We start from the raw sequence: 26,808 nt of genomic DNA, 5'->3' as shown, positions 1-26,808 counted from the left end.
ACACCTTTCCCGACCTCTGTACCTCGATCTTCTACAAGAGCGACGGCGTGTTCGGCATCATGGCCAACGTGCTGGCCACCTACATCCTGTTGTTTGTGGTGTTCGGTGCGTTTCTGGAGACGAGCGGTGCGCAACGATTCTTTATCGATTTTCCCCTGGCCGCTGTGGGCCACAAGCTGGGTGGCCCGGCCAAAGTCTCGGTGATCGCCAGCGGCCTGTTTGGCTCGATCTCCGGCAGCGCCATCGCCAACACCGTCTCCACCGGGGCGTTTACGATTCCGATGATGAAGAAGGCGGGTTTTAAACCCCATGTGGCAGGGGGCATAGAGCCAGCGGCCTCCATCGGCGGTATGTTCATGCCGCCGGTGATGGGCGCCGGCGGCTTCATCATGGCGGAGATGACGGGTCTGCCCTATTCGCAGATCATGCTGGTGGCGCTGTTTCCCGCCTTCATGTACTTCTTCAGCGTCTTCGTGATGGTTCACTATGAGGCGAAGAAGTACAACATCGTCGGCGAACGTTCGAAGGAGAGTGCCGGGGAAATCCTGAAGAAGGGGTGGTTCTACACCCTACCTCTGGTGGTGATCAGCATTCTGATGCTGATGGGTTATTCGCCGGGCTATTCGGCAATCCTCGGCATCCTTACCTCGATCATCACCAGCTGGTTTCGCAAGGAGACCCGCATCGGCCCCAGGCGCTTCATCGTGGCGGCGCGTAACGGTGCGGAGAATAGCCTCAAGATCGGCGCCACGGTGGGGGTGATTGGGATCATCATCGGCGTACTGACCTACTCGGGCCTGGTGCTGACCTTTGCCGATATCGTCATCGAACTGGCAGATGGACGACTGTTCCTCACCATCCTGCTGATCGCGCTGGCCTCCCTGGTGCTCGGCATGGGGGTGCCGGTGACCGCCGCCTACCTGATCACCGCAGTGGTGGCGGTGCCGGCCCTGACTCACTTGGGGGTCAATGAGCTTGCCGCCCACATGATCGTCTACTGGCTCTCCCAGGACTCCAACATCACACCGCCAGTCTGTATCGCCGCCTTCGCCGGCGCCACCATCGCCAAGGCGAACATGTGGAAGACGGCGTTCACCGCCTTCAAATTCGCCAAGTTTCTCTATCTGGCGCCGTTCCTGTTTGGCTATGTGCCAGAGTTCTCCCTGAACGGCACACCGAGGGATATCGCCATCGTCTTTGTGCTGATCCTGTTCGGCACCTACGCTTACGCCTGGTTGCTCAGCGGTATATGGCTGCAATGGTTCAAAAAGGCGGATGTTTGATGGGGGGATCCTGCTGGGGCGTTGTACTCACGGTTTACACAGGAGCCTCTGAATAAGTCTGGGCTGTAAGGCTGCCGTTCATAATTCGTTCAGAGGCTCCCAACGCAACATAATCGGCTAGGATTAGTGGCAGGAATCGGATTCTATTCAATGGGTTCGGGGAGGGGACGGGATCCTGATGGACGATACTTTTCGCAGGCTGGTTGAGATCAACGTCATGGGGCGGGTGATGGCGGCCTGCAGCGCCCGGGGTATCAGCGATCCTGGTTTGTTGGCGCAATATAACTCCACCGTGCTGCAGGCGATCCAGGCAAGCATGAGTGATGTGTGCACACCGGCTGAGTTTGATGAGATTCTAAAGCGCCAGATGGAGTGGCTGGAGCAAGAGTTCGACTCCAGCCTGCAGCAGCTTACAGCTCCTCCCCGGCAGCCGGAGGCGGAAGCTGACACTGAGGAGCCTCCAGAATCAGAACCGGAGCCAGAGTCTGCCCCCAAAGCACGTCCGAGGCGCGCGCCCTCCGGTTATGTGCCCGAGGGCAAGTCGATGCCAGAGCGCCTCGCCGAGCANGTGAGCTGGTGGAGGAACTGCTGAAGAATGACTGCGTCAACCTGGGCTTGGTCACCTGCAAGCAGGCGGAGCAGATGAGCCGTGGCATGGTGGGGCGTGAGCCGAAGAAGGCAGAGGCCGATATCGTGGTCGAGCTGCGCGCCACCCTGCATACCCAGATCCGCAAGTTTCTACGCAAGCACAAGGGTGGTCCCTGGAATAATCCCAAGGCCCAAGAGGTGTTGCGGATCGAGATTGCCTCCACCGGCTCGCTCCGCTCTCTGGTGCAGATGGCCCGATCCATCCTGAGTGAACGCGATGAGTGGCTGATGGCGAACCGGGGCAAGCTCAGCAGTCTGTTGTTTGGCGGCAAAGTGCGGGCGAAGTGAGCTTTGCGATGGTAGCCTCCTGGCATCATCCAATCGATAAATAAGAGGGATCAGATGGCCAAGCAGTACGATTCAATTTCAGACAAGCATGCGGCATTCATCATCCGGCAGCAGATCTTTTTTGTCGCCACTGCAGCCGCCGAAGGGCGGATCAACCTCTCCCCCAAAGGGATGGATAGCCTGCGTATCAGCGCTCCCAATCAGGTGGTCTGGCTCAACCTGACAGGTAGTGGTAATGAAACCGCCGCGCACCTGTTGGAAAATCCTCGCATGACTCTCATGTTCTGCGCCTTCGAGGGCGAGCCGAAGATCCTGCGCCTCTATGGGCAGGCCCGGGTCTATCATCAGGGGAGTGATGGCTGGGATCAGCACATCGGCCGTTTCCCCAGCCTGCCGGGCGCGCGCCAGATCGTGGTGATGGATGTGGACCTGGTGCAGACCTCCTGTGGCTTTGCTGTGCCGCTCTATGACTTTATCGGGCAGCGGAATGAGCTCAAAAGTTGGGCGGAGAAGAAGGGCGAGGAGGGGGTCCGCGACTACTGGCGGGAGCGCAATGTACTCAGCATCGATGGCAAACCCACCGGTATTATCGGTGGTGGCTGATTGGACGGCCAAAGCGCCCCTTTGGTTGTGAAGTGATACAGACAAAAAGCAGCCCCAGAGCGTTGGGGCTGCTTTTTTTGCAGGGGAGTCAGTTGATCAGGCTTTCTGCTTGCGGCGACGGCTGGCACCAAGACCGATCAGGCCAGCAGCCAACAGACCCAAAGAGGCAGGCTCAGGCACGTCGGCCTTGGTCTCCAGGATCAGCTGACGCGTGTAATGGCTGCTGCTGTAACCAAATGCATACCCCTTTGATTTGTAGCGGCCACCTACGGCCCAGAGGTCGTTGGCAGCGTTCAGTGAGCTGAGGGCATTGCCATTCAGGGCTACATTGAGGTTGATGTGATCCTGCTTGTAGAAGATTGTGGTGGCGCCGTATTTGGTGCCGGTTCCCAGATCCTTATAGATTGAGGTCAGACCGGAACCGCCAGCCGTCAGAGTACCGATATCGGTGCTGACATCGAACAGAGACCAGATGCCGCTCCTGGAGACATCGACTGAGTTCACCTTTAGAGTGGCCGAGATGATCTCGTCGGTGATTGAGGCGAGGTCAAAGACAAAGAAGTTGCGATACTTTTGCCCATGGATATTACCGGCGATGTAGTTGGTGTTTGACGCGGTGTGATCACCATAGTTGGTGTACCAGCCGGAGTCTGTGGCGTTCAGGGTGATGATGTCAGCGCTTGCAAAGGCGGGGGCCAGCAGCATGCAGCCGAGGACGATTTTGCGAATGATTTTTTTCATGGTGTTGTCTCTAGTCTGTCGGTCGATTGAAAAGTTCTGGCAGGCTTAAGGCAACCGCTGTGCCAACTTCGAGAATTATTTTTTAATTCAATAAAAACAGTTGGTTACAAACAAAGAGTTAATTCCTATGAGGCGTTTTTTTACTAACTGTAAGATCTGTAAATTGGGGTTAATTCCCAAAAAAATTGCTTGGTTCCTGATGAGGGGCGAGAGTATTTTTTTCAGAATATAACCACTGTTTCCGGCACTTATTTCCTGCTGTGTCTGTAAGCTTTTTCGACGCATTGTATTGTCAGGCTGTGGGCCTGCCGTGGCGATCGATAAACGGTGTCTTGGACAGATTAATGCGAAGGTCTGAGCCTGCTGACCGCCCTGTTCGAGATGATAGGTGGTGGGGATAGAAGGGCTTACAAATAGCGCAAATAAATCGTAATGATTATTTGGTATGGCAAGGAGAGCTCTCTGGACCATACTTTAACCGCCAGCTGAGAGCATAAAGGGTGCGGAGAAAGGCATACAGACCCATCAACTCTCTATACTTCCTTTGAGTTCGTTCTGGTAAACGGTGAGTGTTGCGGGCCTGGCTCGCTGTTAATATTCAGCTGCCGGCAGTGAATTGATGTTCCAGAATTACATACAAAAAAGCACCCAGAAAGTTCAGCAGACCCTGGAGATGGCGGTGGCCGAAATGGTGGCGCTGCATGAGAATCTGTTGACACCTGACTTCATCCTGCTGGCGTTGCTCTCCCAGGGTGACTCCGAGGCGGTGAAGATCCTCGAGGGTTTGCTGCCGGATCATCAGGTCGTTATCGAGCGGATTGTTGCCCAGATCCATCACCACCACCAGAATGCCGTGCCGGTGAAAACTGACCAAGTGGTTGCCTCCCAGGAGGTGCACGAAGTATTTCGCATCGCCGATGAGGAGGCACGAGGCTTTGGTGATGAGTTTATCGGCACCGGTGCCCTGTTTCTGGCGATGTTGGACGACAAGGCGGGGATCACTGCGACCCTGCTACGGGATGCGGGGATCACCCTGCAGCAGGCCCGCCAGGCACTGCAGGATCTGCGCGGTGGTCGGGCGCTGAAGGCGGAGGATGCGGAGAGCCGCCCGGACCCCCTCAAACAGTACACCCGGGATCTGACCGAGATGGCTCGGGCTGGCGAGCTGGATCCGGTGATCGGCCGTGAGGATGAGATCAATCAGGTGATCCAGACCCTCTCCCGCCGCAAGAAGAACAACCCGGCGCTGATCGGCGAGGCCGGCGTTGGCAAGACGGTGATCGTCGAGGGGCTGGCGCAGCGCATTGCCGATGCCGAGGTGCCCGATACCCTGCTCAATAAACGCCTGCTGTTGCTGGACATGGGGGAGATCATTGCCGGTGCCAAGATGCGCGGTGAGTTTGAGGAGCGGCTCAAGTCGGTGCGCGATGCGGTGATCGAGGCGCGCGGTCAGGTGATCCTGTTCATCGACGAGCTGCATACGGTGGTTGGTGCGGGCGCTGGCGGTGGCGGCATCGACGCCCCGAGCCTGCTGAAGACGGCCCTGGCCCAAGGCAGCCTGCAGGTGATCGGTGCCGACACCCTGGACGAATACCGCCGCTTTGTGGAGGCCGATAAGGCGTTGGAGCGGCGCTTCCATCCGGTGCTGGTGCGCGAACCTAGCATCGAAGAGAGCATCGCGATCCTGCAGGGCATCGCGCCCCGCTATGAACAGCACCATCAGATCCACTATCTGCCCGAAGCTTTGGAGGCAGCGGCGCACCTCTCGGAGCGCTACCTTACCGACCGGCGGCTGCCCGACAAGGCGGTGGACCTGATCGACGAAGCGGGTTCGCGCCAGCATATCCGGCTGATCTCCATCCCCCAGCCGGTGAAAAAACTGGAACAGCAGCGGGCGCGTTTGCTGCGCGAAAAGGGTGAGCGCTACGATGCCCAGGATTATCAGCAGGCGGCCAGCCTGCAGATGGAGATCCTCAAGCTGGAGCAGGTGCTGCAGCAGCGTCGCCAGGAGTGGCAGCTGCAGCGGGGTGAGGTGGAGGCGACAGTCAATGCCGAGACGATCGCCGAGGTGGTGGCCCGTTGGACCGGCATTCCGGTGGCGCGCATGGTGGAGTCGGAGGCGCAGAAGCTGTCGCGCATGGAAGAGAATCTGCACAGGCGCATCGTCGGCCAGGAGGATGCGGTGCGCGCGGTGGCCGATGCGATCCGCCGCAACCGTGCGGGCATCACCTCATCCCGGCGGCCGATCGGCTCGTTCCTCTTCCTCGGCCCAACCGGCGTGGGCAAGACCGAGCTAGCATGCGCCCTGGCAGCGTTTCTGCTGGATGATGAGTCGCGCATCATCCGCCTCGATATGTCGGAGTATATGGAACGGCACGAGGTCTCGAAGATGATCGGCGCGCCGCCCGGCTATATCGGCTATGGCGAGGGTGGCCAGCTTACCGAGCGGGTGCGGCGTAACCCCTACAGCGTGGTGCTGCTCGACGAGGTGGAGAAGGCGCATCCGGATGTCTTCAATATGCTGCTGCAGATCCTCGAGGATGGCCAGTTGACCGACGCACAGGGGCGTACCGTCTCGTTTCGCAACACCATCCTGATCGGTACCTCCAACCTCGGTACCGAGTCCCTCTCGCCAGAGAAGCGCCCGATCGGCTTTGTGCAGGCGGCCACTCCCGGCTACGACGAGGCCAAACAGCTGGTGCTGCATGAGGTGAAGAAGTTTTTCAAACCGGAGTTCCTGAACCGCCTCGATGATGTGATCGTCTTTCACTACCTGGAACGGGAGCATGTAAGGCAGATTGCAGGCATGTTTGTGGAGGAGCTGATCGAACGCATGCGGCTGCAGCAGATCATCATGGAGGTGGATCCGGTGGTGGTCGACAAGCTGGCCCGGGATGGTTTCGATATGGTCTATGGGGCGCGCCCGTTGCGGCGTGAGGTGGAACGGCAGTTGGAGAACCCGTTGGCGATGAAGATCGTGAAGGGGGAGTGTATCGCCGGAAACCGGGTGCAGGTGCTGTTACAGGATCAGACCGTGGTGTTTCAGATCGAATAACAGGGCGGCCAGGAGCAAGGCGGAGATGGGGGCCAAACCCTTACGTCTCCCCATAGAGCGTCACAGTCACCCGCCGCCGATGGGGATGGGTGCGGTGCTCCCACAGATAGATCCCCTGCCAGGTACCGAGCCCAGGGCGGCCGTCGATGATCGGAAAGCTCAGGTCCATCTTGGTGAGGATCGAGCGCACATGGGCGGCCATGTCATCTGGACCCTCCTGGGTGTGATCGAAGAGTGGGTCGCCGTCTGGCACCAGCCGTGCCATGAAATGCTCCAGGTCGCTGCGTACCGTCGGGTCGGCATTCTCGCAGAGGATCAGTGAGGCGCTGGTGTGGTGCAGGAAGAGCTGGCAGATACCGGTTCTGATCCCCGCCTGGCGGATGATCTGCTCCACCTCGTGGGTGATGTTAAAGCTGCCGCGGCCGCGGCTGTCGAACTGCAGGGTCTCCTGGTGCACCATCTTTTGACTCTCTCCACTGATCTGGCATGCTTTGGCCCAAGTCTACTGGGAAGCCCACAGGATTGAAAAAGGCGTACCCCGCAACACCCTTTGACAGCAACGGTGACCAGCCTCAAGCGGGTCGGGCCGAAGGTGGCCGAGCGGTTGGCGAAGCTCGGCATCTTCACCCTGCAGGATCTGCTGTTCCACCTACCGCTGCGCTACCAGGATCGCACTCGGGTGCATCCCATCGGCAGCCTGCGCCCAGGTGCCCAGCTGGCGGTAGAGGGCGAGGTGGAACGGGTGGAGGTGAAGTTTGGTCGACGCCGCTCGCTGCTGGTGAGCCTCGCCGACAGCAGCGGGCGCATCTTGCTGCGCTTCTTCCACTTCTCCAACGCCCAAAAACAGGCGCTGGGCCGGGGCGTGCGACTGCGCTGTTTTGGCGAGGTGCGCAACGGCCCCAATAGTCTGGAGATGGTGCATCCCGAGTACCAGGCGGTCAGTTCTGGCGCAACCCTGGAGGTGGAGGCGCATCTCACCCCGGTCTACCCCACCACCGAGGGGGTGCATCAACTGACCCTGAGAAACCTCACCGAACAGGTGCTGGCGCTGCTTGAGACTGAGCCGAAGGATTTGACCGAGCTGTTGCCCGAACCACTGCGGCAGGGGTTGGCGATGCCGGATCTGCGCCAGGCGATTCTCTATCTGCATCGTCCACCGCCGGATGCGCCCCAGCCGCTGCTGCTGGAGGGAGCCCACCCGGCCCAGCAGCGCCTCACCTTCGAGGAGCTGCTGGCGCACCAGATCAGCCTACGCGAGCTGCGTCAGCAGCAACGGCAGACTCGTGCCCCGGCCTTGCTCGGGGATGGCCGCCTGCGCCGTCCGCTGCTGGCGCAGTTACCGTTCGAGTTGACCGCCGCCCAACAGCGGGTGGTGGGGAGATCGAGCGCGACCTGGCCGAGCCGGTGCCGATGCAACGGCTGGTGCAGGGGGATGTGGGCTGCGGCAAGACCATCGTCGCCGCTCTGACGGCGCTACAGGCGGTGGAGGCGGGGTTGCAGGTGGCGCTGATGGCCCCCACTGAACTGCTCGCTGAACAGCACCTGCGCAGCTTCCGTCAGTGGCTCGAACCCCTCGATCTGAACATCGCATGGATCACCGGCAGGCTCAAAGGCAAGGCACGGGAGGCCCAGTTGGAGAGGATCGCACAGGGTGAAGCCCAGCTGGTGGTGGGTACCCACGCCCTGTTCCAGGATGACGTGCTCTTCGCTGGGTTGGGGCTGGTGATCATCGATGAGCAGCACCGCTTCGGCGTGCACCAGCGTCTGGCCCTGCGAGAGAAGGGGGCGAACGGTGGCCACCGCCCCCATCAGCTGATCATGACCGCCACCCCGATCCCCCGCACCCTGGCGATGACCGCCTACGCTGACCTGGATATCTCGCTGATCGATGAGTTGCCGCCCGGCCGCACCCCGGTGCAGACGGTGGTGATCCCCGACAACCGCCGCGACGAAGTGGTGGAGCGGGTGCGCGCCGGCTGTGCCGCAGGGCGGCAGGTCTACTGGGTCTGCACCCTGGTGGAGGAGTCGGAGCTGCTGCAGGCCCAGGCCGCCGAGGCGAGTGCTGAAAGCCTCACTGAGACCCTGCCGGAGCTTGAGGTCGGTCTGGTGCATGGGCGGATCAAGTCCGATGAGAAGGAACAGATCATGGCCCGCTTCAAGGCGGGCGAGATTGACCTGCTGGTGGCCACCACGGTGATCGAGGTGGGGGTCGACGTGCCCAACGCTAGCCTGATGATCATCGAGAACCCCGAGCGGCTCGGCCTCGCCCAGCTCCACCAGCTGCGCGGTCGGGTTGGGCGCGGCAGCGTCGACTCTCACTGCGTGCTGATGTACCAGGCCCCCCTCTCCGCCAACGCCCGCCAGCGCCTGGCGATCCTGCGCGAAAGCAGCGACGGTNCCTCATCGCCCAAAAAGATCTGGAGATGCGCGGCCCCGGTGAAGTCCTTGGTACCCGCCAGACTGGCGAGGTGCAACTGCGCATCGCCGACCTGGTGCGCGACCAGGGGATGCTCGACCAGGTGCGTGAGGCTGCCGACCAGATGGTGCAGCACCATCCAGAACAGGCTGCCGCCCTAGTCCAGCGCTGGCTCGGTCAGCGGGTGGAGTATGGGCGGGTCTGACCCAGAGGGGCGCCACAGGTGGCGCTCCTGCATGGACATCAGTGCCAGTCCTAAGCGCGCTGGCGCCGGCCAGAGAGAGTGCGATGCTGCCGATGAGCAGCAGCCACAGAGTCTGTGGTTCATCAACATAGACGCGGCCAACGTCGATGCTGGGGGCGGCCAGCTGAAAGCCATAAGCATCACTCAACACCACATTCTGCGGCCTGACCAGGGTCAGTCCTCTGCTCACGGTTGTGAAGTGGAGCGTGGCCAGGGTGAAGCTGGAGCCCTGTAGTGCATCCAGTTCCAGATTGGTGAGAAAAGAGATCTCTTCGATGTAGAGTGTGCTTGGCGATCCGGCTAGGCCGCTCTCATCGACAAAGAAGTCGGCCTCAAACAGCAGTGGGTCGGTGCGCCCAGGAACGCCCCGAAGTCGACCGAGTCGTAGCCGAGGATGCTAGAGCCGAAGGCGAGATCCATGGAGAAGGCGCCAAGGGAGTCAGGTCCACCGGCAGTGAGCCCAGAAACAGTGATGTCGAGGCTGATCGGGATGCCAAGTTGTCGGGTCTCCGTGTATGAGGGTTCGACGGAGATGGTGACCGCCGCAGCCGGCGCGCCGAATAGACCGATCAGTAGGGTAAGCAGCAGATATTGAAGGTGCTTGTTCACGTTACCTCCTCCCATTTGCAGTGGTTATTTGCAGGGTGCTCCCCGTGCATTGGTGAATTGAGTGACCAGGAAGCGTGCATCGGCAATATTCACTGAGCCGTCTCCGTTTAGGTCATAGTCGGGAGTTGGTTCGGTGGCGGCGTGGCTGCGGATATAGCTCTGAATGATTCTTAGGTCACTTCGGTCAACACAGCTGTTGTTATCCAGATCTCCGGCAAGAGCAGTGGAGCTGAGCAGCAAAAGCTCAAGCATCGGAGTAATTGCCTGCCGCCATCTTGATGGGTTGTCAGGAAAGGCGTCTTCACCATCTGGCACAAAATCCCCATCGCTATCCGGATACCAGGTTGAGGTCAGTGCCGCTGGCGTGCCCTGGTCCAGGTAGTTTTTGTTGTTGTAAGTGACGTGGGAGAGGTTGCGCCCAAACAGGCCCAGGATATGCCCAGTATGCGCGACCCTGGCGAACAGGAGCTCGGCGTCGGTGGTTATATCACTGTTGTCGATATCAGGTTGCAGATCAGGCACATCGTAGCGGGTTGCGCCTGAATGGCCAGGCTGCCTGGCGATGAAGATGTCTGCATAGTCACCAAAGTCGACTCGAATGCCCGTGTGGCTGCTGCCATCGCTGAAGGATGCGGTGACAGGTAGCGCTTCACTTGAAACGGATGGAAGAGCAGGGCGAGGTAGTTGAGATTGGCGCTCGACACCTCATGTGCGGCTATTCGGGTGTGCTTCAGGGCCTGTGCGGGATCATTGCTCCAGGCGTTGAAGTGAAGTGCATCAGGATCGGCAGTTACTGTGCTAGCGCCATCGCTACTGCTGTTGGTGAGGTGCAGCAGCAGTTGTCGTTGGTTGGCTGTTGTCCAGAGGTGGCGCTCGCCGGCTGAGCTGTATATGCCATTGCCGTGCAACAGCCAGTCGTATTGATGCGGAGCAGTGGCGCGCAGCTCATCCATCAAGACAAAATAACGGTCGTCGATAAAGAGGGCATTTCTGGTGATATCTGCCCCACCGTATGCAATCGTGACCTCAGCAAAGTCGAGCTGTTCGCTATCGAATGTCTTTTCTACAAAGGCGTCGCTTGTGGGAGTTGGGCCCAGATTATCCACCAAGATCAGATTGTGGTTGCCAGCCTTGTTGACTAAATCCCGCACAGCAAAGCTGCCATAACCACTATCTAGTGCCAACGGCTCGCCAAAAGCATAGAGCATGAAGCTGGTGTTGTCCTCTTGCTGATGCTTGGGGAAGCGAAGCCCGCCGATTGCCTGCTCAACCGACCATTTGCGATCGGCCAGTAGATGCAGGTAGATCGCATCTTCGGTCCATCGATTGCGGAATGCTAGGTTGCCCGTCTCGGCGTTGAGACGACTTGGTGAGGGGAAGAGTGTCTCCGGTGATTGCGCTGCTAGTGTAGGATCAAAGGCGACAAACGTGTCAACAAGACGCCGCCCCAACTGGCTGTGTCGGGAGAAGTCCCAGGCCCAGAGTGCCCTTTGGTCGGTGTCAGAGGCTTTTGCGTTGGCGAGCAGACCACTATAGAAGGCGGCGTAGTTGCCATCTTTGATGTTGGGGCGCAGGCCGTTTGGCATGGAGAGCTCGAGTGACCATTGGTGGATATTTCTGGCGCGCTCGCTGGTGATCAGGTTGGGGATGATGATGGCATTCTGCCGAACCCAGTCATTATTGATGAAAGTTTGATCGGGGGCTGTGCCAAGTAGATTATTATAGGCCCACATGAAGGGCAGGTAGAGATCGGCAGCATAGCTGAGATAGTTTGGACCCTCAGAATAGCCGCTGCCCTCTGTCTCTTTGCTGAAGGTCAAGAAGTCGTTGATCGGTTGGCTTGCCGAGATGCCCAGGCGCTTCCAGATCACCGACATCGCTAGACTGATATTTTCGTAGGCATCCGGGGCCTGGTTGAACAGGAGTGCGGAGATGCCAAGGGCGCCGGCATTGCGCATCGAGATGTTCGGGCTTTCAGCCAGATCCCAGATGTGTGTATGCAGATAGGTCAGATCGCGCAGTCGCTTGAGCTTTCCGTCGATCCGTCTTTTTAGCAGATCTCTTGCACTCTGGGTGTTGCCGATGGAGATGAAGAGGCTGGCGCGCCACCAATCCCAGAATGGCAGTGCAAACTCATTTGCCAGGATCTCGTCTGCCGAGATGTTGTTGGGAAAATTTGTGCCTAACAGCAGATCATAGGCTTGGCTCAAGGTCGTTAATATCTCTGCGGTATGCAGGCTCTTATGTCCCCAGGTCTCGGTAAATAGCCCATCACCAATCTGGTCATGGAAGTTAAAGAGAACCTTGAGCGCATTGTTTCTGAATGCTTTGGCAGAGGGACCTTCCAGGTCGTAGACAAGTGTTGCGCTTAATGCAATATGGGCATTATTAATCTCCATCGGCCAGCCTACGGCCTCATCAACGATGCCCTCGGCGTTTTGTGTGGCGAACTGAGGTGTCTCGCCGGCCTTGGTGTGGATGCTGGTGTACCAATCAACAAGGCCGTCGTTCTTCTTTTGTACGATGGATGCCCTCTCGGTGGCCGAATAGAGCAGGCGGGGGTGGGCTGCCCACTCGGGATGCCAGGCGCCGGTAATGGGGGAGCCGAAGGTAAGCTCAACAATAGGCGTGTCATCCTCGATGGTCAGGCTGTAGGTAATTTTGTTTTGAGCGGTGAGGTGTGTGTAGATCGGGTAGATCAACGGCCCCGATGGTAGTGCGTCGCTGGGGAGTTGTGACGCCAGGTCAAAACTTTCATCGAGGTCTGGCACATTGTTGTAATTTGCATCGTGGCTTAATAGTGCGGTTCTGATCTTTGGCTCCATGATGGCATCAAGCCCGAGCTCTACCAGGTAATCCGCTGCTCGCCAGGTAAAAGGGATGCCAAGGATGGAGTAGTCGATGCTGTTGTTTGTAGAGGTGTTGGCATTTACCCTGAGGTTTTTCAGGGAGAGGGTGTAGTGACCGTTGGTTTCCAGTCTTATGTCGCCGGCTAGGGTGATCTCTGTCGCCAAGTCTGCGTCTGCATTCAGTGTTCCCAGTGAGGCGCGCACATTCAGCTTCCAATCGACAGGTATCTTTACCTCAAATGCCCAGGTGTTTGGTGAGGTGTGGAGGCCAATAGTGGCTGTTGGCAGGTCGGGGAGTGATACGCTTTTGACGCTGTGTTTGATGGAGTAGCTGAAAATCACCACATCAAAGACAGTCCATCGAATCAGCGCTGTTGTATAAGAGCCTGCCGCCTTCCATTGGGCTTCAATGGCGGGTTTCTGGGCGTTCCAGCTCTCTCTGACCTTGGCAACTAATGCATTTTTTGAGCTGAAATCCTGGCCGCGAACCCGAAAAACAAATTCGTCGTCCGCCACGGCATGAGCGATGCCACTCTCCATAAACAGCGTGGGTGTGAGCAGTAGCAGTAAAAACACAAAGGCATTTAACAGACTTAAGACTAAGCCTGTTCCAGTTGGCAGATAGCACATGCTCTTGATTGGATCTGACATGGTGTACCTTCCTGTGGAATATGGGATTTCAGTTGGCTTCGGTTATTGAGTGGTTGGTACTGGCCGGCTGCCCGCTTCGCTTTCAGTGCCTTTCACTCTGCTGCGCCATTCAACAAACCCTGTTCCCTAATGAGAGTGCCTGCCGAGGCTATTTAATAGAGATCGAGACAACCTCACCTTCGAATAGGCCTGTGTTTGGGTCAGGGATTGAGGTTGGCCTATAGTTGATAGCCACCTTTTGGTTCATGCTCTTTGCAGAAAGGAGTGTCGCTAGGAGGCGATTGATGTATGTCTCGGTATTGCCGCGAACGATGAAATAGCTGATCTCTGCTGGCTGGTTGTCGGTATAGAAGAAGAAACCGCCGCGATTTGGGTTCTGCCAGAGCTGGCCCATCACAATAACGGAGGTGACATGCCCATAGTCGGATGCTCGTATTTCATCTGAAGCTCGCACACTGGCTGATGTGACAAGGAGCATCAGGATTAAGATAAAGACGCTATTTTTCATGGCTGACTCCACAGTTCGATGCTGAGCTAGTTCATTGTGTTAGGTCAGAATGATTGGTTGCCTCACTATTTGCAGGCCTTGCCCCGTTTTTTGGTGAACTGGTGGACCAGGAAGCGGAAGTCGGCGACATTGAATGCGCCATCGCGGTTCAAATCGTAGCGGTTCGCTGGTTCTGTTTGGTTGCGCAGGGCGCTGCGCAGCAGCTTGAAGTCATGGCGGTCGACACAGCAGTCGTCGTTGAGGTCGGCGCGTGGGGTCCCTTCGGTGAAGCCTGCGGCGGTGTAGGCATCGAACAACACTCGCTTGTAGGTGGGGATAAGAGAGCACTCTCGCCGCCACCGTTTCAGATTGCTGTTCCAACGCCAGTAGCAGCGGGTTTTGGCATAGTTAGTTGCTTTTATAGCGAGTACATTTTCACCCAGCATGATCAGATTGGAAAAGTCGACCTTGTCGACTTTGTCGGCATTGCCGCCGTCGCTATTGATGTGCGCTGAGACGCCATTGACGAAAAACTCGTAGTCATCGTCGCCGACGATCTTGGCGATCGCCTTAGCCGGGGGATCGTCGGGGGCCGGATTGTAGTTGAAGGTGTAACGGAGGTAGACGGTCTCATCGCCGCTGATGCCGTTGGAATCACCTGCCGGGTCGTGCCACATGTGCTGGGCGGTGGTGCCGGGGATCAGTTCGGTGGGCGGTTTCGGATTGGGGAATGGGGCGCGTGCCGGTGACCAGGCGGAATCGTCGAAGCCGCTCAGGGTCCAGCCCTCTTCCGGGGTGGCGCTGGAGCGCCAGCGGCTGCTGCTGACTACGCGCACACCGGGTGGGCGGGTGAAGCAGAGGAAATTGTCACCCAATTCATCGAATTCAACCACTGAGATGCCGTAGCTGTCGCCGGCGTTTTCGTCGTGGTTGAAGTCGTGCCAGAGATCATTGCCGGTGCCGGGTGGGGTGCCGCTCCCCCAGTTGATCAGCATCCGTAATACATCTTCGTTGCCGACCGGGTTGTTGGGGTTGTTGCCGGGCTCCGGTGGTTGCAGGAAAGTGTAGGACCACTGGCTGTAGATGTCGCCCATCTCCTCGCCGGTGACCCAGGCCCAGTAGCCAGCGGGTTCAATGTCGAACGAGTATTGGAATCCGCCAATCCAGAGCTTGAGCCAGTTGCGGGTCATGTAGGTGGTGGAGATGAAGTCCTGCTCCGGCTGGCTGCTGATGGTGACGAGATGCCCGGGCAGGATGCGACCGTCGGGCAGTTCGAGGCGCTGCTGAGCGGCAACCGCTTGGGCCTGTGCCCAAGTCAGGCCCGCTTCGGGCCAGAGATAGTAGTAGTGCCCATCAAACTCCAGGGTATCGGCAAGCTCAATGCTGGTGGCCGGAATGGTAGTGAAGAGTAGCGCGCAGAACAGCGCGATTCGGATAACTGCTTGTGACGCGGAAGATTTCATCGTGATCCCCCCCAGGAGAGCCTGACGAATTTTCAATCCATACCCGCCGTGGGACGGGCGCCCCTGTTGTTATTATCCTTAGAAAAATTGTAGTTAATGCCGATCAAAAAACAACGTGGATTCTTGGCCGGGCAGGAGCTGCTCATAACTGGTGGAGAGAAAGAAACGGCGGTTTTATGCGATAATCCGCGCTCTTTTTTCGCCCGGGGTGAGCAGTGTCAGGTTCCCGCGACAATACGGTAGTCGAACCCAACTGGTCTGGCTGGAACCGCCAGCGGTTGACGCAGGTGCCTGCCGGGGTGCTGCCCTGGCTGCGCGACGAAGGCTCTTTGACGCGGCGGGTAGTGGCGGCCTGCAGTGGCCGGTTTCGGGTGCGGCTGCTGCGCCAGGCTTGGGGGACGCCGTTCTACAGCGAGGCACAGTTGCTGCGCATGCGTCGCGGCGAGGTGGCGCTGGTACGGGAGGTGGAGCTGCTCTGTGATGAGGTCCCCTGGGTCTTCGCTCGCACCCTGATCCCCGCCTCTACACTGCGAGGGGCGGCCCGGCGCCTGACCCTGTTGGGAGATAAGCCGCTGGGCGCGGTGCTCTTCTCTGACTCGCGGATCAAACGAGGCAGAACCCAGGTGGCACGCCTGCAGCCACGACACCGCCTGTTTAGCGCCGCGAGTGTTGATCTGCAGCCTGTGCCGGATGAACTGTGGGGGCGGCGTACCCTGTTCCACGTCTCAGGTCGGCCGCTGCTGGTGAATGAGATCTTCCTGCCCAGGATACCGATGGAGAAAACCTCATGAGTGCGCCAGAGCTGAAGTTGGATTCGTTACAGTCGGGGGCCTGTCTCTTGGGGTGAGCGGCTGCGTCGCTACGCCCTGCTGGTGCGGCTCAATCGACCGATCGGTATCCTGCTGCTGCTCTGGCCGACGCTCTGGGCGCTGTGGATGGCGGGGGAGGGGCGGCCATCCTGGAGGGTGGTGCTGGTGTTTATCTGCGGCGTGACGCTAATGCGCTCCGCCGGTTGTGCCATCAACGACTTTGCCGATCGTCACATCGATGGCCGTGTCGAGCGCACCAAGCTGCGCCCGATCGCCGCCGGGTTGGTCAGCCCAAAGGAGGCGTTGGGGGTGTTTGCGGCACTCTCCCTGAGCGCTTTCGCGCTACTCTTCTTTCTCAACCATGAGACCAAGGCGCTGTCACTGGTGGCGCTGCTGCTGGCGGCGGTCTATCCATTCATGAAGCGCTACACTCACCTGCCTCAGGTGGTGCTGGGGGCCGCCTTCGGCTGGGCGGTGCCGATGGCCTTCATGGCGATTCAGCAGCAGTTGCCGCCAGTCAGTTGGGTGCTGTTCAGCGCGACGCTGCTGTGGGCGCTGATCTACGATACCCAGTACGCGATGGTGGATCGGGAGGACGATCTGAAGATCGGTGTTAAATCCACCGCGATCCTGTTTGGCCGGCACGATCTGCTGATCATCGGCCTGCTGCAGCTCCTGATGCTCGGGCTACTGGGGCTGGCCGGTGCGATGGCGGGGCGCGGCTGGATTTTCTTCCTTGGGGTGGCTGCTGGGGCTGGGTTCTTTGTCTACCAGCAGTGGATCACCCGCGACCGCGAGCCGAAGGCCTGCTTCGAGGCATTTCTCAACAACAACAACTTCGGTCTGGTGGTGTTTGTCGGGTTGTTGCTCGACTATCTGCTGCTGGGGTGAGCGAAGCGAGCCGCATCTGTCGGAAAATCATGTGATTGATGCGGTTTGCGGGCTCATCACATCCTACAGGCGCAAGGTTCTGAATCGCACATCCACCGTCACTGCTATCTGCTGCAGTGCCTCTGCGGCGGCCTTGCCCTCCCGGCTGGTGCGGAAGAGGTGCGGTGTCATCAGCAGCAGGTCGGCGATCTGCTCGGCTCCCAGGGGGGCGGTTGCGAACTGTAGCTCTCTGCTGTCGGTCAGCCGGAATCCGGCCGCCTCGGCCTGCTCCAGCCCGGGCGGCGGGCGGCGTTTCAGGGTCGGGTAGATGATCCGGCGCAGCTCGATCAGGTGCTCCGGTCCTGGGTCGACCAGGATGATCCGTCCGTCCGGGCTGAGGCAGCGGCGAAAACTCTCATAAAGTGGAAACCCGAATAGGCAGAGGATCAGCTCCAGGCTCTCCGGCTGCAGCGGTGGGGTCCGGTTGCTGCCCACCAGCCAGCGGATCTGGCGGCTGCGGCGGGCGGCGGCCTGTACCGCCCACTTTGAGATGTCGAGGCCAACTAGGGCCGCAGTGCCTTTGCGGGGCCGAGCCTCCAGTTGCATCATCAGCTGCTCCAGATAGTAGCCCTCACCACAGCCAGCATCGAGGATCCGGGCGCTTTGCGTCTCTGCCAGCTCGGTGATGACCCGCTCGCCCAGGGTGGCGGCGATGGGCGCGTAGACGCCGCTCTGCAGAAAACGGCCTCGTGCGGTAATCATCTCTTTGCTGTCGCCTGGATTCCGGGAACGCTTCTGCTGCACCGGCAGCAGGTTGACATGGCCTTGACGGGCGATGTCGAAGCTGTGTCCGTCGGGGCAGAGCCAGCGTCTGTCATCTTGTCTCAGGGGTTGGCCATCCAGTGGGCAGGCAAGGTTGTCGGCGGGGATGATCTGCATGGTCTGTCTGGCCTGTTGCTGTGATTGAAAAGGCAAGGGAAGTTTACGAGAATGACCGACGTGCGGGAATGGCGTCTGTTGCCATCCTGCTTGACCCGCCAATAAAGAAGAATGACCGAAACTTCTCCATCCACATCGCTTGCCGCTGATTTTTCGCCTGCGGGAACGGCATGGGCGCTCGCGATTTTGTGATCTGGGTTGGGGTTTTTCGGCGGCGGTTTCACCGGGCGAATGGTACGCTTTGCCCGCTAATCCAATAGGAACAAAGAGGATCGGTGATGGCTGAATCAGCAGTGGATAACGTAAGGGCGGTGATTCTGGCGGGCGGCAAGGGGATGCGCCTCAGGCCTCTAACTACGGTGCTGCCGAAACCCCTGGTGCCGCTCGGCAACAAGCCGATCCTTGAGGTACTGATGCGCCGCCTCGGCTCCTTCGGCCTGAAGGATATCTCCATCTGTACCGGCTATCTGGCCGAGATCATCATGGCGGTTTGCGGTGACGGTTCCAAATACGATGCCAGGATCAGCTACTCAGGTGAGGAGAAGCCACTGGGCACCGCCGCACCGCTGGCGCGCATCCCTGATCTGCCAGAGACGGTGATCGTGATGAACGGCGATCTGCTCACCACCCTCGACTTCGGCAAGATGATCGAGTTCCACAAGGCGCAGCAGGCCGACTTCACCATCGGTGTCTACAAGCGCGATGTGAAGATCGACTTTGGGGTGGTGCAGAGTGACGATGACGGCCTGTTCACGGGCTTTATCGAGAAGCCCACCTACCACTATGAGGTGAGCATGGGGGTCAACGTGATCAACCGCGAGGTGATCGCCGGCATCGACCCCGACGAATACCTCGACATGCCTGATCTGATCCAGCGGGTGCACGACCAGGGCGGCAAGGTGGCCCTCTACCGGGAGGATTGCTACTGGCTCGACATCGGCCGCATGGACGACTACGCCACCGCCCAGGAGGAGTTCGCTGGGATGGAGGATCAGTTCCTCGGGATCAAGAAATGAGTCAGACGGTCTGGGTGACTGGCGTGGCTGGCTTTACCGGCCGCCATCTGGTGGCGTTTCTGCGCCAGCTGCCGGAGCCGCCGCGCATCGTCGGCCTGGGGCTGGGGGCGGTCGATGGGGTCGAGCTGGATGCCCACTTCCCCCTCGATGTGACCGACCCGGGCCAGATTGAGGCGGCAATTGCGCAGGAGCGCCCCGATATCGTCTTCCACCTGGCGGCGGTGATGCCGCCCTGTGACGATGCGCTGCTCTGGCATGTAAATGTGGGTGGCACCAACAACCTGTTGCGGGCGCTGGCCAAGGCCGGTTGCCAGCAGACCCGGATCCTGCTGGTGGGGTCCGCCGCCGAGTATCAGATGCGTGAGGATGGTCTGCTCAACGAGGACGATCCGGTCGCTGGCGAGACCCACTACGGCCAGAGCAAGTCGGCACAGATCGAGTGGGCGCGGCAGATCGCCGGGCTGTTCGGGCTGTCGTTGGTGGTGGCGCGACCGTTCAACCTGATCGGCCCTGGCCTGCCGGAGCGCTGGGTGGCTGCGATGCTCTGCGCCCAGTTCGCCGACCCCGGTACCGCCACCATTACCGTCGGCAACACCGCCTCTGAGCGTGACTTCGTCGACGTGCGCGACTGTGTTCAGGCCTATTGGGAGTTGGCGCTGAAAGGCACCCCCGGCGAGGCCTACAATGTCTGCTCCAACCACCCCACCGGGATCGGTGAGCTGATCGATATTCTGCAGGCGCTAACCGATGGCCGCCATTCGGTCGAAGTGGATCGCTCGCGCTTTCGCAGTGTCGATCTCGACCGAGTCTACGGCACCAACCACAAGATCCGCGAGGCGATCGGCTGGCAGCCACAGATCAGCCTGAAGCAGTCGCTGCTCGACATGCTGGATGAGCATCGCGATGGCGAATGATTTCGATATCTGCATCGTTGGCCTGAAGTGCTACGATTTGCTCGCCGGCGAGTCGGTGCCGCGCTATCTGGGCGGCATCGAGAAGGTACTGGTCTCCCTCGCCAAAGGGTTGGCTCAGGAGGAGCTGAAGGTCGCTTTCATCACCTACGACCACGGCCAGCCGGATGCCATCGAGATCGATGGTGTCACCATCTTTAAGAGCTTCGGGCCGGACGAGGGGTTGCCAGTGGTGCGCTTTGTGCATCCGCGCATGACCAAAGTTTGGTCCACCATGCGCCGGGTTGGAGCGAAGATCTACCTGCAGATGGGCGGCGCCAGCGAGACCGGTGTGGTCGGTCTGGGATGCGACTTGGTGCCGGGCAGGCCGAGTTTTATCTTCAATATCGCCAGCGATGGTGACTGTGTGCCGGAGCTGCCGTTTCTTCATCTCGGGCGTGAGATCTGGCTCTACAAGCAGGGTCTCAGCCGGGCCGACCTGGTGATCTCCCAGACCCGCAAGCAGCTGCAGCTGATGAGCGAGAACTTTTCCATCAACTCCACCACTGTGCCGCTGCCGGTGATCGGACCGGGCAATGATTTCAAGCCGCCTGCGCCTCCCGAGTCGGGCCATGCACGGGTATTGTGGATGGGGCGTATCGTCGAGACCAAGCGGCTGGAGTGGTTGTTTGATATCGCTGAGGCTTGTCCCGAGGTCAGCTTCGATGTGGTCGGCACGCCCAACGAAGAGTCCGACTACGCCAACGGACTGATGCAGCGCGGTGAGTCGCTGATCAATGTCACTATGCATGGTCGGGTGGCGGAAGAGGCGTTGCCCGGGCTGTTCAAAAGCGCCTCACTCTTCTGCAGCACCTCCACTCTGGAGGGCTTTCCCACCACCTTTCTCGAAGCCTGGAGCTATGGCGTGCCGGTGGTTACCACCTTCGACCCCGACAACCTGGTAGCCAACAATCGGCTTGGCAGCGTGGTCACCACCCTGCAGGAACAGATCGGTGAGATCCGCTTCCTGCTTGATTCGGATGTGGCCTGGAAGGCAGCCTCGCAGCGGGTGCGACGCTTCTATCTGGAGAGTTTCACCCTGAAGGCGATCGCCTGGCGCTATGTGGAGCTGATCAAGAAACTGGCCTGAAACAGCCGCATTCCAGCTTGATTTCGTTCTGAGTGAATGGCGTTTGTGGGATTGAGCTGGGATCGGTGGACTGCTGGGCGGGGTAACGCCCCTCCAGAGCGGAGGGGCGGCGACTGGCTCAGATGTTGTAGAGCCAGGACTTGTAGCCGGCGATGTTCTTGGGATCTCTGAACCACTCGACGGTCTCGGCGAGGCCGGCGCGCAGGTCGTATTTCGGCTCCCACTCGGTGAGTGACTTGACCTTGTCGGCGGAGCCAAGCAGGCGCTCAACCTCCGACTTGCCGGGGCGGATGCGCTCGTCGTCGGTGATGATCTGGGCGTTGGGGTTGATCAGCTCGATCATGGTCTTGGCGAGCTTGCCGATGGAGACTTCGACCCCGGTGGCGAGGTTGATCTCTTCGCCGATCACATTGTCGGACTTGGCGATCTCGACAAAACCCATCGCCGAATCCTTGACGAAGTTGAAGTCGCGGGTCGGGCTGAGGCTGCCGAGCTTGATCTCTTCGGCGCCGTTCAGCAGCTGGGTGATGATGGTCGGGATCACTGCGCGGGCCGACTGACGCGGACCGTAGGTGTTGAATGGGCGCACGATGGTCACCGGCAGGTCGAAGGAGCGGTAGAATGACTCCGCCAGCCGGTCGGCGCCGATCTTGGTGGCGCTGTAGGGTGATTGCCCCTGGTAGGGGTGGTTCTCATCGATCGGCACATACTGGGCGGTGCCGTAGACCTCGGAGGTGGAGGTTACCAGCACCTTCTCGGTGCCCAGCTTGCGCGCTGCCTGCAGCACGTTGAGGGTGCCCTTGATGTTGGTGTCAACGTAGGAGTCGGGTGAGTGGTAGGAGAAGGGGATGGCGATCAGCGCCGCCAGATGGAATACCACATCGACCCCTTGCATCGCAGTCTCGACACCGTTTGGATCGCGAATGTCGCCGGCGAAGATGTCGAGCTGCTGTTGCTTCTCCCTGGGCAGGGAGTCGAGCCAACCCCAGGAGTTGAATGAGTTGTAGTAGACAAATGCTCTTACGTCGCAACCGAGATCCATCAGGGTCTCGGTCAAGTGGCTGCCGATAAAGCCGTCGGCGCCGGTAACGAGTACTTTCTTACCTTTTATTTCCATGGTTGGCTCTTGGTGATTTTGGGGAGTGAATAAAGAGGCAAGTCGTGGTTTTTTCTGGGAAAACCCTATATTTGCCTCGATTTTAAGACGCCGCAGTATAAGATGCCCGGTAAACGGCGCGCAAGATCCAGTCGAAATAGTGGGAAACAGTGCAATTTCTAGGGCTGCGGGGCTTGCGGTGGTTGCCAATCAGGGGCTTGAGTCGGTGCACTTCAACGCTCTGTGCAACAGCAGCAGTCCGGCAATCAGGGTCAGGTTGGCCTGCTGCCCCAGCTGCTCTAGCAGCCGCTGTAGGCGTCGCTCGAATTCGTCACTCTTGGTCGGAGTATCTGGGCTGGCGAGTTCGAAGGGGAGCAGGCGCAGATGCTCCCGGCGGTCCTCAGCTTGTCGGGTTGCGCTGAGGATCTGCGCGAATTTCAGCTCACTGCGCAGATAAAAGTAGAGTTCCGGCTTACCGCCGCGCAGAAACTCCCGCGTCAGGCCGAGACAACGAATTCTATCCGGCGTGATACCTAGCTCCTCCCTGACCTCCCTTCGCAGTCCGGCGAGTATGCCGTGCCAGCCATCGCTGGAGTGGCGCAGGTCGTCCCAGTCGAGCGCCCCGGAGACCGAACTGCTGAGGCTGTGGCGACGGTTGGCGACCCGGCCGCTGCGCTGTGGCACCAGCAGTTGACCGTCGGCCGATTCGATCAACCCCACCAGCCCCAGATGGTTGAGCAGTCCGCTGTCGGAAAACCCTCCGAGCCGACCCGATTCGGCGGAGAGGGCCTCGCGCAGTGTCTGCTTCTCCCCTTCCGGTCGGTAGTCCATGGCAAAGTTGCTGGTCAGGCCGTCGAAGTAGTTGCCCCGGCTGAGGCTGAGGCGGGGCTGACTGCTGCTGGTATCGAGCCTGGCTAGGCGGGTTACCTGGCCGTTGTGCAGCTCCGTCCGTTTTTCGCCAGACAGCTGGCGGAGCAGCGGGGCCTGGAAGTGCTCTATGTCGTACCCGATCGGATCACTGGCTGCCTCGATCTCTACCGCTGGTTGCTGCAGCGCCTCGCCGGAGAGCGCAAGGCTCATCGGCAAGCGGTACTTTGTGCCCGCGATCTGTGCGGAGATGGGCGGCTCCCGATGGTAGAAGTCGAGCAGCTGTTGGGCGTCGAGGTGCAGACGGGCCTCCTGACGACTGGCTTCGCCACTCAGTGGTTCGCAGAAGAGTCTGCAACTCTCCTTGTCGGTGGACAACCAAGGCATGCGGGGCTCCTACTTAGGCGCTATGAATAGTTTCGCCACCATACCAGCAGCAGCCGAGAGGTGATGAAGAAGATGGCCAGGGAGATGGCGATAAAACCGATCCCAAACAGCCACTGTGGCTAGCCCAGCAGTGCCACCGACTTGACCTGCATATGCACTGCCTTGCCAGGCTCCAGCCCGAGCAGGTTGGCCGACTTGTGGGTGATGCGGGCGAGCAGGGCGGTGCCGCCGGCGTTGAGCCGCACCGTCATCTGTGAGGGGCTCTCCGGGTAGAGCTCGACCACCTGCGCCGGGAAGATGTTGAGGATGCTGGTGTCGTGCTGGTGTGCCAGGGTCAGGCTCACATCCCGCGCCAGTACCCGCAGCCGTACTGCCTGGCCGACCTCGATCTCGCTGCGGGCGAGGGTGAAGCGGCCGCCGGAGAAGGCGACGGAGGTGAGATGGAAGCGGTCGTCGTGGCCCACCACTCGACCTTCAATAATTGCCTCCGCATCGCTGCCGTGGGCCAGCGGCAGGTCGCTGCGGGTGAAGATCTCAGCGATCGGCCCGCTGGCGCGAATCTTTCCCGCCTCCATCAGCAAAATATGGTCGGCCAGCCGTGCCACCTCCTCGGGGGCGTGGCTGACATAGAGGATTGGGATTGCTAGCTCCGCATGCAGCCGCTCGAGAAAGGGCAGGATCTCCGCCTTGCTCTGCAGGTCGAGGGCGGCCAGGGGTTCGTCCATTAGCAGCAGTTGCGGACTGGTCAGCAGCGCGCGGGCGATGGCGACGCGCTGCCGTTCGCCGCCGGAGAGCCCGTTGGGACGGCGTGCTAGCAGCGGCTCCAGACCGAGCAGGGCGATCGCCTGGTCGAAGTCGACATGGCGCTCTCCCGCTGGCAGCCGTTTCAGGCCGTATTCCAGATTGCCGCGTACCCTGAGGTGGGGAAACAGGCTCGCCTCCTGGAACACGTAGCCGAGCCGGCGGCGGTGGGTGGGCACAAAGTGGCGGCAATCCTGCCAGAGGGTGTCGCCGATCTTGAGGTAGCCATCCCGGCAGCGTTCCAACCCGGCGATCGCCCGCAGCAGGGTCGTCTTGCCGCAACCGGATGGGCCGAAGATGGCGCTCACCCCGCTCGCTGGCAGCGTGAATTCGGTGCTCAGCTGGAACTCACCTCGCTCGATCTGGAAGCGTGCCTGGATGCTCATCGCATGCCCACCGCAAAACGTCGGTTGAGGCTGAACACCGCCAGCAGCATCAGGAAGGAGAGCAGCAGCAGCCCGCCGGCAAGCCAGTGGGCCTGAGCATATTCGAGCGCCTCGACATGATCATAGATGGCGATTGAGAGCACTTGGGTCTCGCCGGGGATGTTGCCGCCGATCATCAGCACCACACCAAACTCCCCCACGGTGTGGGCAAAGCCAAGCACCGCGGCGGTGAGAAAACCGGGCCGGGCCAGCGGCAGTGCGATGCTCCAGAAACGGTCGAACGGGGTGGCGCGCAGGGTGGCGGCCACCTCCAGCGGGCGTCGGCCAATGGCGCTGAAGGCGTTCTGCAGCGGCTGTACCACGAAGGGGAGGGAGTAGAAGACCGAGCCGACCACCAGCCCGCTGAAGCTGAAGGCGAGGGGGCGGCCGCCGAGGGACTCCAGCAGCTTGCCGATGGGGCCGTGGGGGCCGAGGGCGATCAGCAGGTAGAAGCCGAGCACGGTGGGGGGCAGCACCAGCGGCAGGGCGATGATCGCCTCGGCAATCACCTTCAGGCGGCAGCGGGTGCGGCTCAGCCACCAAGCCAGGGGGGTGCCGAGCAGTAGCAGGATCAGGGTGGTCAGGCCGGCTAGCTTGAGGGTGATCCAGAGTGCGGCGAGATCGGCCTCATCCAGCATCTGGGGTTCCGTAGCCATAGCCCTGGATGGTGGCCTTTGCCCTGTCACTCTGAAAGAAGTTGTAGAAGGCGCGGCTTGCGGCTGTCTCTCGCAGCAATACCGCTTGTTGTTCGATCGGGGTGTGCAGCGACCCTGGCACCAGCCAGTAAGAGCCGGGGATCGGTTGCCCCGGGCGCTGGATCTGCGATAGGGCGACAAGGCCCAGCTCGGCGCTGCCGCTCTTCACAAACTGGAACGCCTGGCCGATATTTTCGCCGCGCACCATCCGCGACTGCAACGCCTGCCAGAGGCCGTGTTTTTGCAGCAGCTGTTGGGCCGCCCGACCGTAGGGGGCGAGTTTGGGATTGGCGATGGCCAAGTGGCGGAAGCTGCCCTTCTTCAGCACCTCTCCAGCCGGATCGACCTGAGTTGCGTCTGGACTCCACAGGGCGAGGCGCCCCACTGCGTAGGTGAAGCGGCTGTCTGGGACCATCAATCCCTGCTGATCTAACATCTCGGGGCGTCGCCTGTCTGCGGCAAAAAAGGCATCGAAAGGGGCACCGTTGCGGATCTGCGCATAGTGTTTGCCGGTGGAGCCGACCACCAGCACCAGTTTGTGTTCGCTGTTCTCTTCGAACTGTTTGGCGATGCTGCGCAGGGTCTCGGCAAAGTTGGCGGCGACCGCGATCCGCAGCGTCTCTGCCTGGATGATGCTTGAGAAGAGCAGGCAGCTCGCGTAGATCAGTAGGGTTGCCAGTCTACTTGGGTGGGTCCATCGCTACTCCTGATAGATCGACGCTGGGTGAACGATATACAAAAACGCCAGTGGATTCATCAACTGGCTGGGGTATGCCGGTTGGCGGGGAGGGTGAGGCTGTGTGATAGCGTCGCCTGGGTAAGTTTCCAGGTTCGCTGTCATGATGGTTCGATTGCTATTCAGTAGAGAAGAAAGGGCTTGGGCTGAGCTCAACCTTTCGACATTTCAGGCCAAGGCCGCGGAAACTGTCATCCTGGGAGTAGATCTGCAGGCCGGTGGCAATATAGCCGTTGGGGCAGCCTACATATTGATGCCATTTTCTGCAGTTGGTGTGTTGCACCTTCTCTGCTGCGGCATTGATGCTGCGCACCAGCGGTGGGCTGGTGGAGAGCGTGGCGGCATAGAGCGCAATCCCCTTCAAGCGGTTTTTGCTACTCTGTTTTTTGTTGGTGGTGCAGACACTGATGCCGTGTACATATTGGCCGGCAGGTAGGCTGACCACTTTTTTGTTACCCGCGCTGCCGGTGCAGATGTTCTTTGACTTAGACGAAGGCTGCTTTTTTACGCTAGCCTTGTTCAGCGCCCGCGGGGTGGCCTTGATGTCGCAGGGTTTGTCGTGATTCTCTTGCCAGCTGACGTCGGTAATGCCGGCATGGGAGTGACGAAGGCGTGTCTCTTCTGAGCCATAGTCTCTGCTAGGTAGCGAGAGTGGCTCTTCATAGCTGAACTCCCCTACGTTGAGGCGTGTGAGTGTACCGGAATAGCCTGAGATCTTGCTGGGTATGTTGGCGTTGCCGAGCTTGAAGTAGGCCTGGTCAGCATAGACCGTAGACCAGGCAGCGAATGC

At 59.9% G+C, this 26,808-nt stretch carries 25 protein-coding genes and 1 pseudogene; 11 read left to right on the top strand and 15 right to left on the bottom strand.

Annotated features, from left to right (window positions below; translation table 11 throughout):
- From RIFP1SYM_RS09010 to RIFP1SYM_RS08995, 3 genes are all read left to right on the top strand, one after another.
- On the top strand, nt 1-1,283 hold a 1,283-nt coding region (locus RIFP1SYM_RS09010; protein WP_039960144.1), incomplete at its 5' end, for a TRAP transporter permease.
- 576 nt (nt 1,284-1,859) lie between these two features.
- Nucleotides 1,860-2,219 (top strand): hypothetical protein, encoded by a 360-nt coding sequence (locus RIFP1SYM_RS09000; protein ID WP_005962740.1) that lies wholly within the window; start codon nt 1,860-1,862, stop codon nt 2,217-2,219.
- 54 nt (nt 2,220-2,273) lie between these two features.
- The gene (locus RIFP1SYM_RS08995) at nt 2,274-2,822 is read left to right on the top strand and encodes a pyridoxamine 5'-phosphate oxidase family protein (RefSeq protein ID WP_005962737.1); all 549 of its coding nucleotides are present in this window, start codon (nt 2,274-2,276) and stop codon (nt 2,820-2,822) included.
- A 96-nt stretch (nt 2,823-2,918) separates the two neighbouring features.
- Here the strand turns inward: RIFP1SYM_RS08995 and RIFP1SYM_RS08990 are convergent, their stop codons facing one another.
- Together RIFP1SYM_RS08990 and RIFP1SYM_RS17455 are read right to left on the bottom strand one after the other, a co-directional pair.
- Complete coding sequence (locus tag RIFP1SYM_RS08990; protein ID WP_005962735.1) at nt 2,919-3,563, bottom strand: PEP-CTERM sorting domain-containing protein; 645 nt, start codon at nt 3,561-3,563, stop codon at nt 2,919-2,921.
- 87 nt (nt 3,564-3,650) lie between these two features.
- Complete coding sequence (locus RIFP1SYM_RS17455; protein ID WP_138921811.1) at nt 3,651-4,034, bottom strand: hypothetical protein; 384 nt, start codon at nt 4,032-4,034, stop codon at nt 3,651-3,653.
- Between the two features lie 148 nt (nt 4,035-4,182).
- Between RIFP1SYM_RS17455 and RIFP1SYM_RS08985 the strand changes: the two genes are divergently transcribed.
- Nucleotides 4,183-6,618: an ATP-dependent Clp protease ATP-binding subunit gene (locus RIFP1SYM_RS08985; RefSeq protein ID WP_039960140.1), complete on the top strand. Its 2,436-nt coding sequence runs from the start codon at nt 4,183-4,185 to the stop codon at nt 6,616-6,618.
- A 40-nt stretch (nt 6,619-6,658) separates the two neighbouring features.
- Here RIFP1SYM_RS08985 and RIFP1SYM_RS08980 read toward each other — a convergent pair whose 3' ends face one another.
- Nucleotides 6,659-7,078 carry a secondary thiamine-phosphate synthase enzyme YjbQ gene (locus RIFP1SYM_RS08980; protein ID WP_005962729.1) on the bottom strand — a complete coding sequence of 140 codons (420 nt, stop codon included), beginning with the start codon at nt 7,076-7,078 and terminating at the stop codon, nt 6,659-6,661.
- A 90-nt stretch (nt 7,079-7,168) separates the two neighbouring features.
- Between RIFP1SYM_RS08980 and recG the strand changes: the two are divergent.
- A pseudogene (gene recG / locus RIFP1SYM_RS08975) lies at nt 7,169-9,239 on the top strand (ATP-dependent DNA helicase RecG).
- Between the two features lie 31 nt (nt 9,240-9,270).
- Complete coding sequence (locus RIFP1SYM_RS08970) at nt 9,271-9,513, top strand: hypothetical protein (protein WP_039960137.1); 243 nt, start codon at nt 9,271-9,273, stop codon at nt 9,511-9,513.
- Between the two features lie 65 nt (nt 9,514-9,578).
- Here the strand turns inward: RIFP1SYM_RS08970 and RIFP1SYM_RS08965 are convergent, their stop codons facing one another.
- The 5 genes from RIFP1SYM_RS08965 to RIFP1SYM_RS08945 all read right to left on the bottom strand — a co-directional run bounded on the left by RIFP1SYM_RS08965 (nt 9,579) and on the right by RIFP1SYM_RS08945 (nt 15,337).
- A complete protein-coding gene (locus RIFP1SYM_RS08965) occupies nt 9,579-9,887 on the bottom strand; it encodes a hypothetical protein (RefSeq protein ID WP_139042103.1) in 309 nt (102 codons plus the stop codon).
- A gap of 24 nt (nt 9,888-9,911) precedes the next feature.
- Entirely contained in the window at nt 9,912-10,409 is a 498-nt protein-coding gene (locus RIFP1SYM_RS08960; protein ID WP_005962718.1) for a dockerin type I domain-containing protein, read from the bottom strand.
- The gene (locus RIFP1SYM_RS08955; protein ID WP_005962714.1) at nt 10,370-13,387 is read right to left on the bottom strand and encodes a heparinase II/III domain-containing protein; all 3,018 of its coding nucleotides are present in this window, start codon (nt 13,385-13,387) and stop codon (nt 10,370-10,372) included. Before RIFP1SYM_RS08955 ends, RIFP1SYM_RS08960 begins: the two co-directional genes overlap by 40 nt.
- A gap of 148 nt (nt 13,388-13,535) precedes the next feature.
- Nucleotides 13,536-13,895 (bottom strand): hypothetical protein, encoded by a 360-nt coding sequence (locus RIFP1SYM_RS08950; RefSeq protein ID WP_040819385.1) that lies wholly within the window; start codon nt 13,893-13,895, stop codon nt 13,536-13,538.
- 65 nt (nt 13,896-13,960) lie between these two features.
- Nucleotides 13,961-15,337, bottom strand: a complete 1,377-nt coding sequence (locus RIFP1SYM_RS08945; RefSeq protein WP_006474528.1) for a dockerin type I domain-containing protein — start codon at nt 15,335-15,337, stop codon at nt 13,961-13,963.
- Nucleotides 15,338-15,552: 215 nt separating this feature from the next.
- On the opposite strand from RIFP1SYM_RS08945, the gene RIFP1SYM_RS08940 reads away from it, so the two are divergent.
- Both RIFP1SYM_RS08940 and ubiA read left to right on the top strand, forming a co-directional pair.
- Nucleotides 15,553-16,128, top strand: coding sequence for a chorismate--pyruvate lyase family protein (locus RIFP1SYM_RS08940; RefSeq protein WP_005962708.1), 576 nt, complete (start codon nt 15,553-15,555; stop codon nt 16,126-16,128).
- Nucleotides 16,129-16,209: 81 nt separating this feature from the next.
- Nucleotides 16,210-17,037, top strand: coding sequence for a 4-hydroxybenzoate octaprenyltransferase (gene ubiA / locus RIFP1SYM_RS08935; protein ID WP_005962705.1), 828 nt, complete (start codon nt 16,210-16,212; stop codon nt 17,035-17,037).
- A gap of 63 nt (nt 17,038-17,100) precedes the next feature.
- Here the strand turns inward: ubiA and RIFP1SYM_RS08930 are convergent, their stop codons facing one another.
- Entirely contained in the window at nt 17,101-17,955 is an 855-nt protein-coding gene (locus RIFP1SYM_RS08930; RefSeq protein ID WP_006474525.1) for a putative RNA methyltransferase, read from the bottom strand.
- 278 nt (nt 17,956-18,233) lie between these two features.
- Between RIFP1SYM_RS08930 and RIFP1SYM_RS08925 the strand changes: the two genes are divergently transcribed.
- Genes RIFP1SYM_RS08925 through RIFP1SYM_RS08915 form a run of 3 tightly spaced genes read left to right on the top strand, consistent with a single transcriptional unit; the run spans nt 18,234 to nt 21,011 of the window.
- Nucleotides 18,234-18,971 (top strand): sugar phosphate nucleotidyltransferase, encoded by a 738-nt coding sequence (locus RIFP1SYM_RS08925; RefSeq protein ID WP_006474524.1) that lies wholly within the window; start codon nt 18,234-18,236, stop codon nt 18,969-18,971.
- A complete protein-coding gene (locus RIFP1SYM_RS08920) occupies nt 18,968-19,885 on the top strand; it encodes an NAD-dependent epimerase/dehydratase family protein (RefSeq protein ID WP_005962697.1) in 918 nt (305 codons plus the stop codon). Before RIFP1SYM_RS08925 ends, RIFP1SYM_RS08920 begins: the two co-directional genes overlap by 4 nt.
- Nucleotides 19,875-21,011 carry a glycosyltransferase family 4 protein gene (locus tag RIFP1SYM_RS08915; RefSeq protein WP_006474523.1) on the top strand — a complete coding sequence of 379 codons (1,137 nt, stop codon included), beginning with the start codon at nt 19,875-19,877 and terminating at the stop codon, nt 21,009-21,011. The genes RIFP1SYM_RS08920 and RIFP1SYM_RS08915 overlap by 11 nt, the downstream gene beginning before the upstream one ends.
- A gap of 118 nt (nt 21,012-21,129) precedes the next feature.
- Here RIFP1SYM_RS08915 and RIFP1SYM_RS08910 read toward each other — a convergent pair whose 3' ends face one another.
- From RIFP1SYM_RS08910 to RIFP1SYM_RS18045, 6 genes are all read right to left on the bottom strand, one after another.
- The gene (locus RIFP1SYM_RS08910; protein WP_006474522.1) at nt 21,130-22,128 is read right to left on the bottom strand and encodes an NAD-dependent 4,6-dehydratase LegB; all 999 of its coding nucleotides are present in this window, start codon (nt 22,126-22,128) and stop codon (nt 21,130-21,132) included.
- A 189-nt stretch (nt 22,129-22,317) separates the two neighbouring features.
- Nucleotides 22,318-23,361 carry an NUDIX hydrolase gene (locus tag RIFP1SYM_RS08905; protein ID WP_005962688.1) on the bottom strand — a complete coding sequence of 348 codons (1,044 nt, stop codon included), beginning with the start codon at nt 23,359-23,361 and terminating at the stop codon, nt 22,318-22,320.
- A 119-nt stretch (nt 23,362-23,480) separates the two neighbouring features.
- A complete protein-coding gene (modC, locus tag RIFP1SYM_RS08900) occupies nt 23,481-24,548 on the bottom strand; it encodes a molybdenum ABC transporter ATP-binding protein (protein WP_005962685.1) in 1,068 nt (355 codons plus the stop codon).
- Nucleotides 24,545-25,225, bottom strand: a complete 681-nt coding sequence (gene modB / locus RIFP1SYM_RS08895; protein ID WP_006474519.1) for a molybdate ABC transporter permease subunit — start codon at nt 25,223-25,225, stop codon at nt 24,545-24,547. The genes modC and modB overlap by 4 nt, the downstream gene beginning before the upstream one ends.
- The gene (gene modA / locus RIFP1SYM_RS08890; RefSeq protein WP_039960136.1) at nt 25,215-25,961 is read right to left on the bottom strand and encodes a molybdate ABC transporter substrate-binding protein; all 747 of its coding nucleotides are present in this window, start codon (nt 25,959-25,961) and stop codon (nt 25,215-25,217) included. Before modA ends, modB begins: the two co-directional genes overlap by 11 nt.
- 175 nt (nt 25,962-26,136) lie before the next feature.
- Nucleotides 26,137-26,808, bottom strand: a 672-nt coding sequence (locus RIFP1SYM_RS18045) for a hypothetical protein (protein ID WP_039960135.1), incomplete at its 5' end; no start/stop codon positions are given.

This window comes from endosymbiont of Riftia pachyptila (vent Ph05) (genome assembly GCF_000224455.1).
Taxonomy (GTDB): Bacteria; Pseudomonadota; Gammaproteobacteria; order Chromatiales; family Chromatiaceae; genus Endoriftia; species Endoriftia persephonae.
The sequence above is the reverse complement of the archived record's forward strand: the minus strand, read 5'-3'. Positions and strand labels throughout refer to the sequence as shown.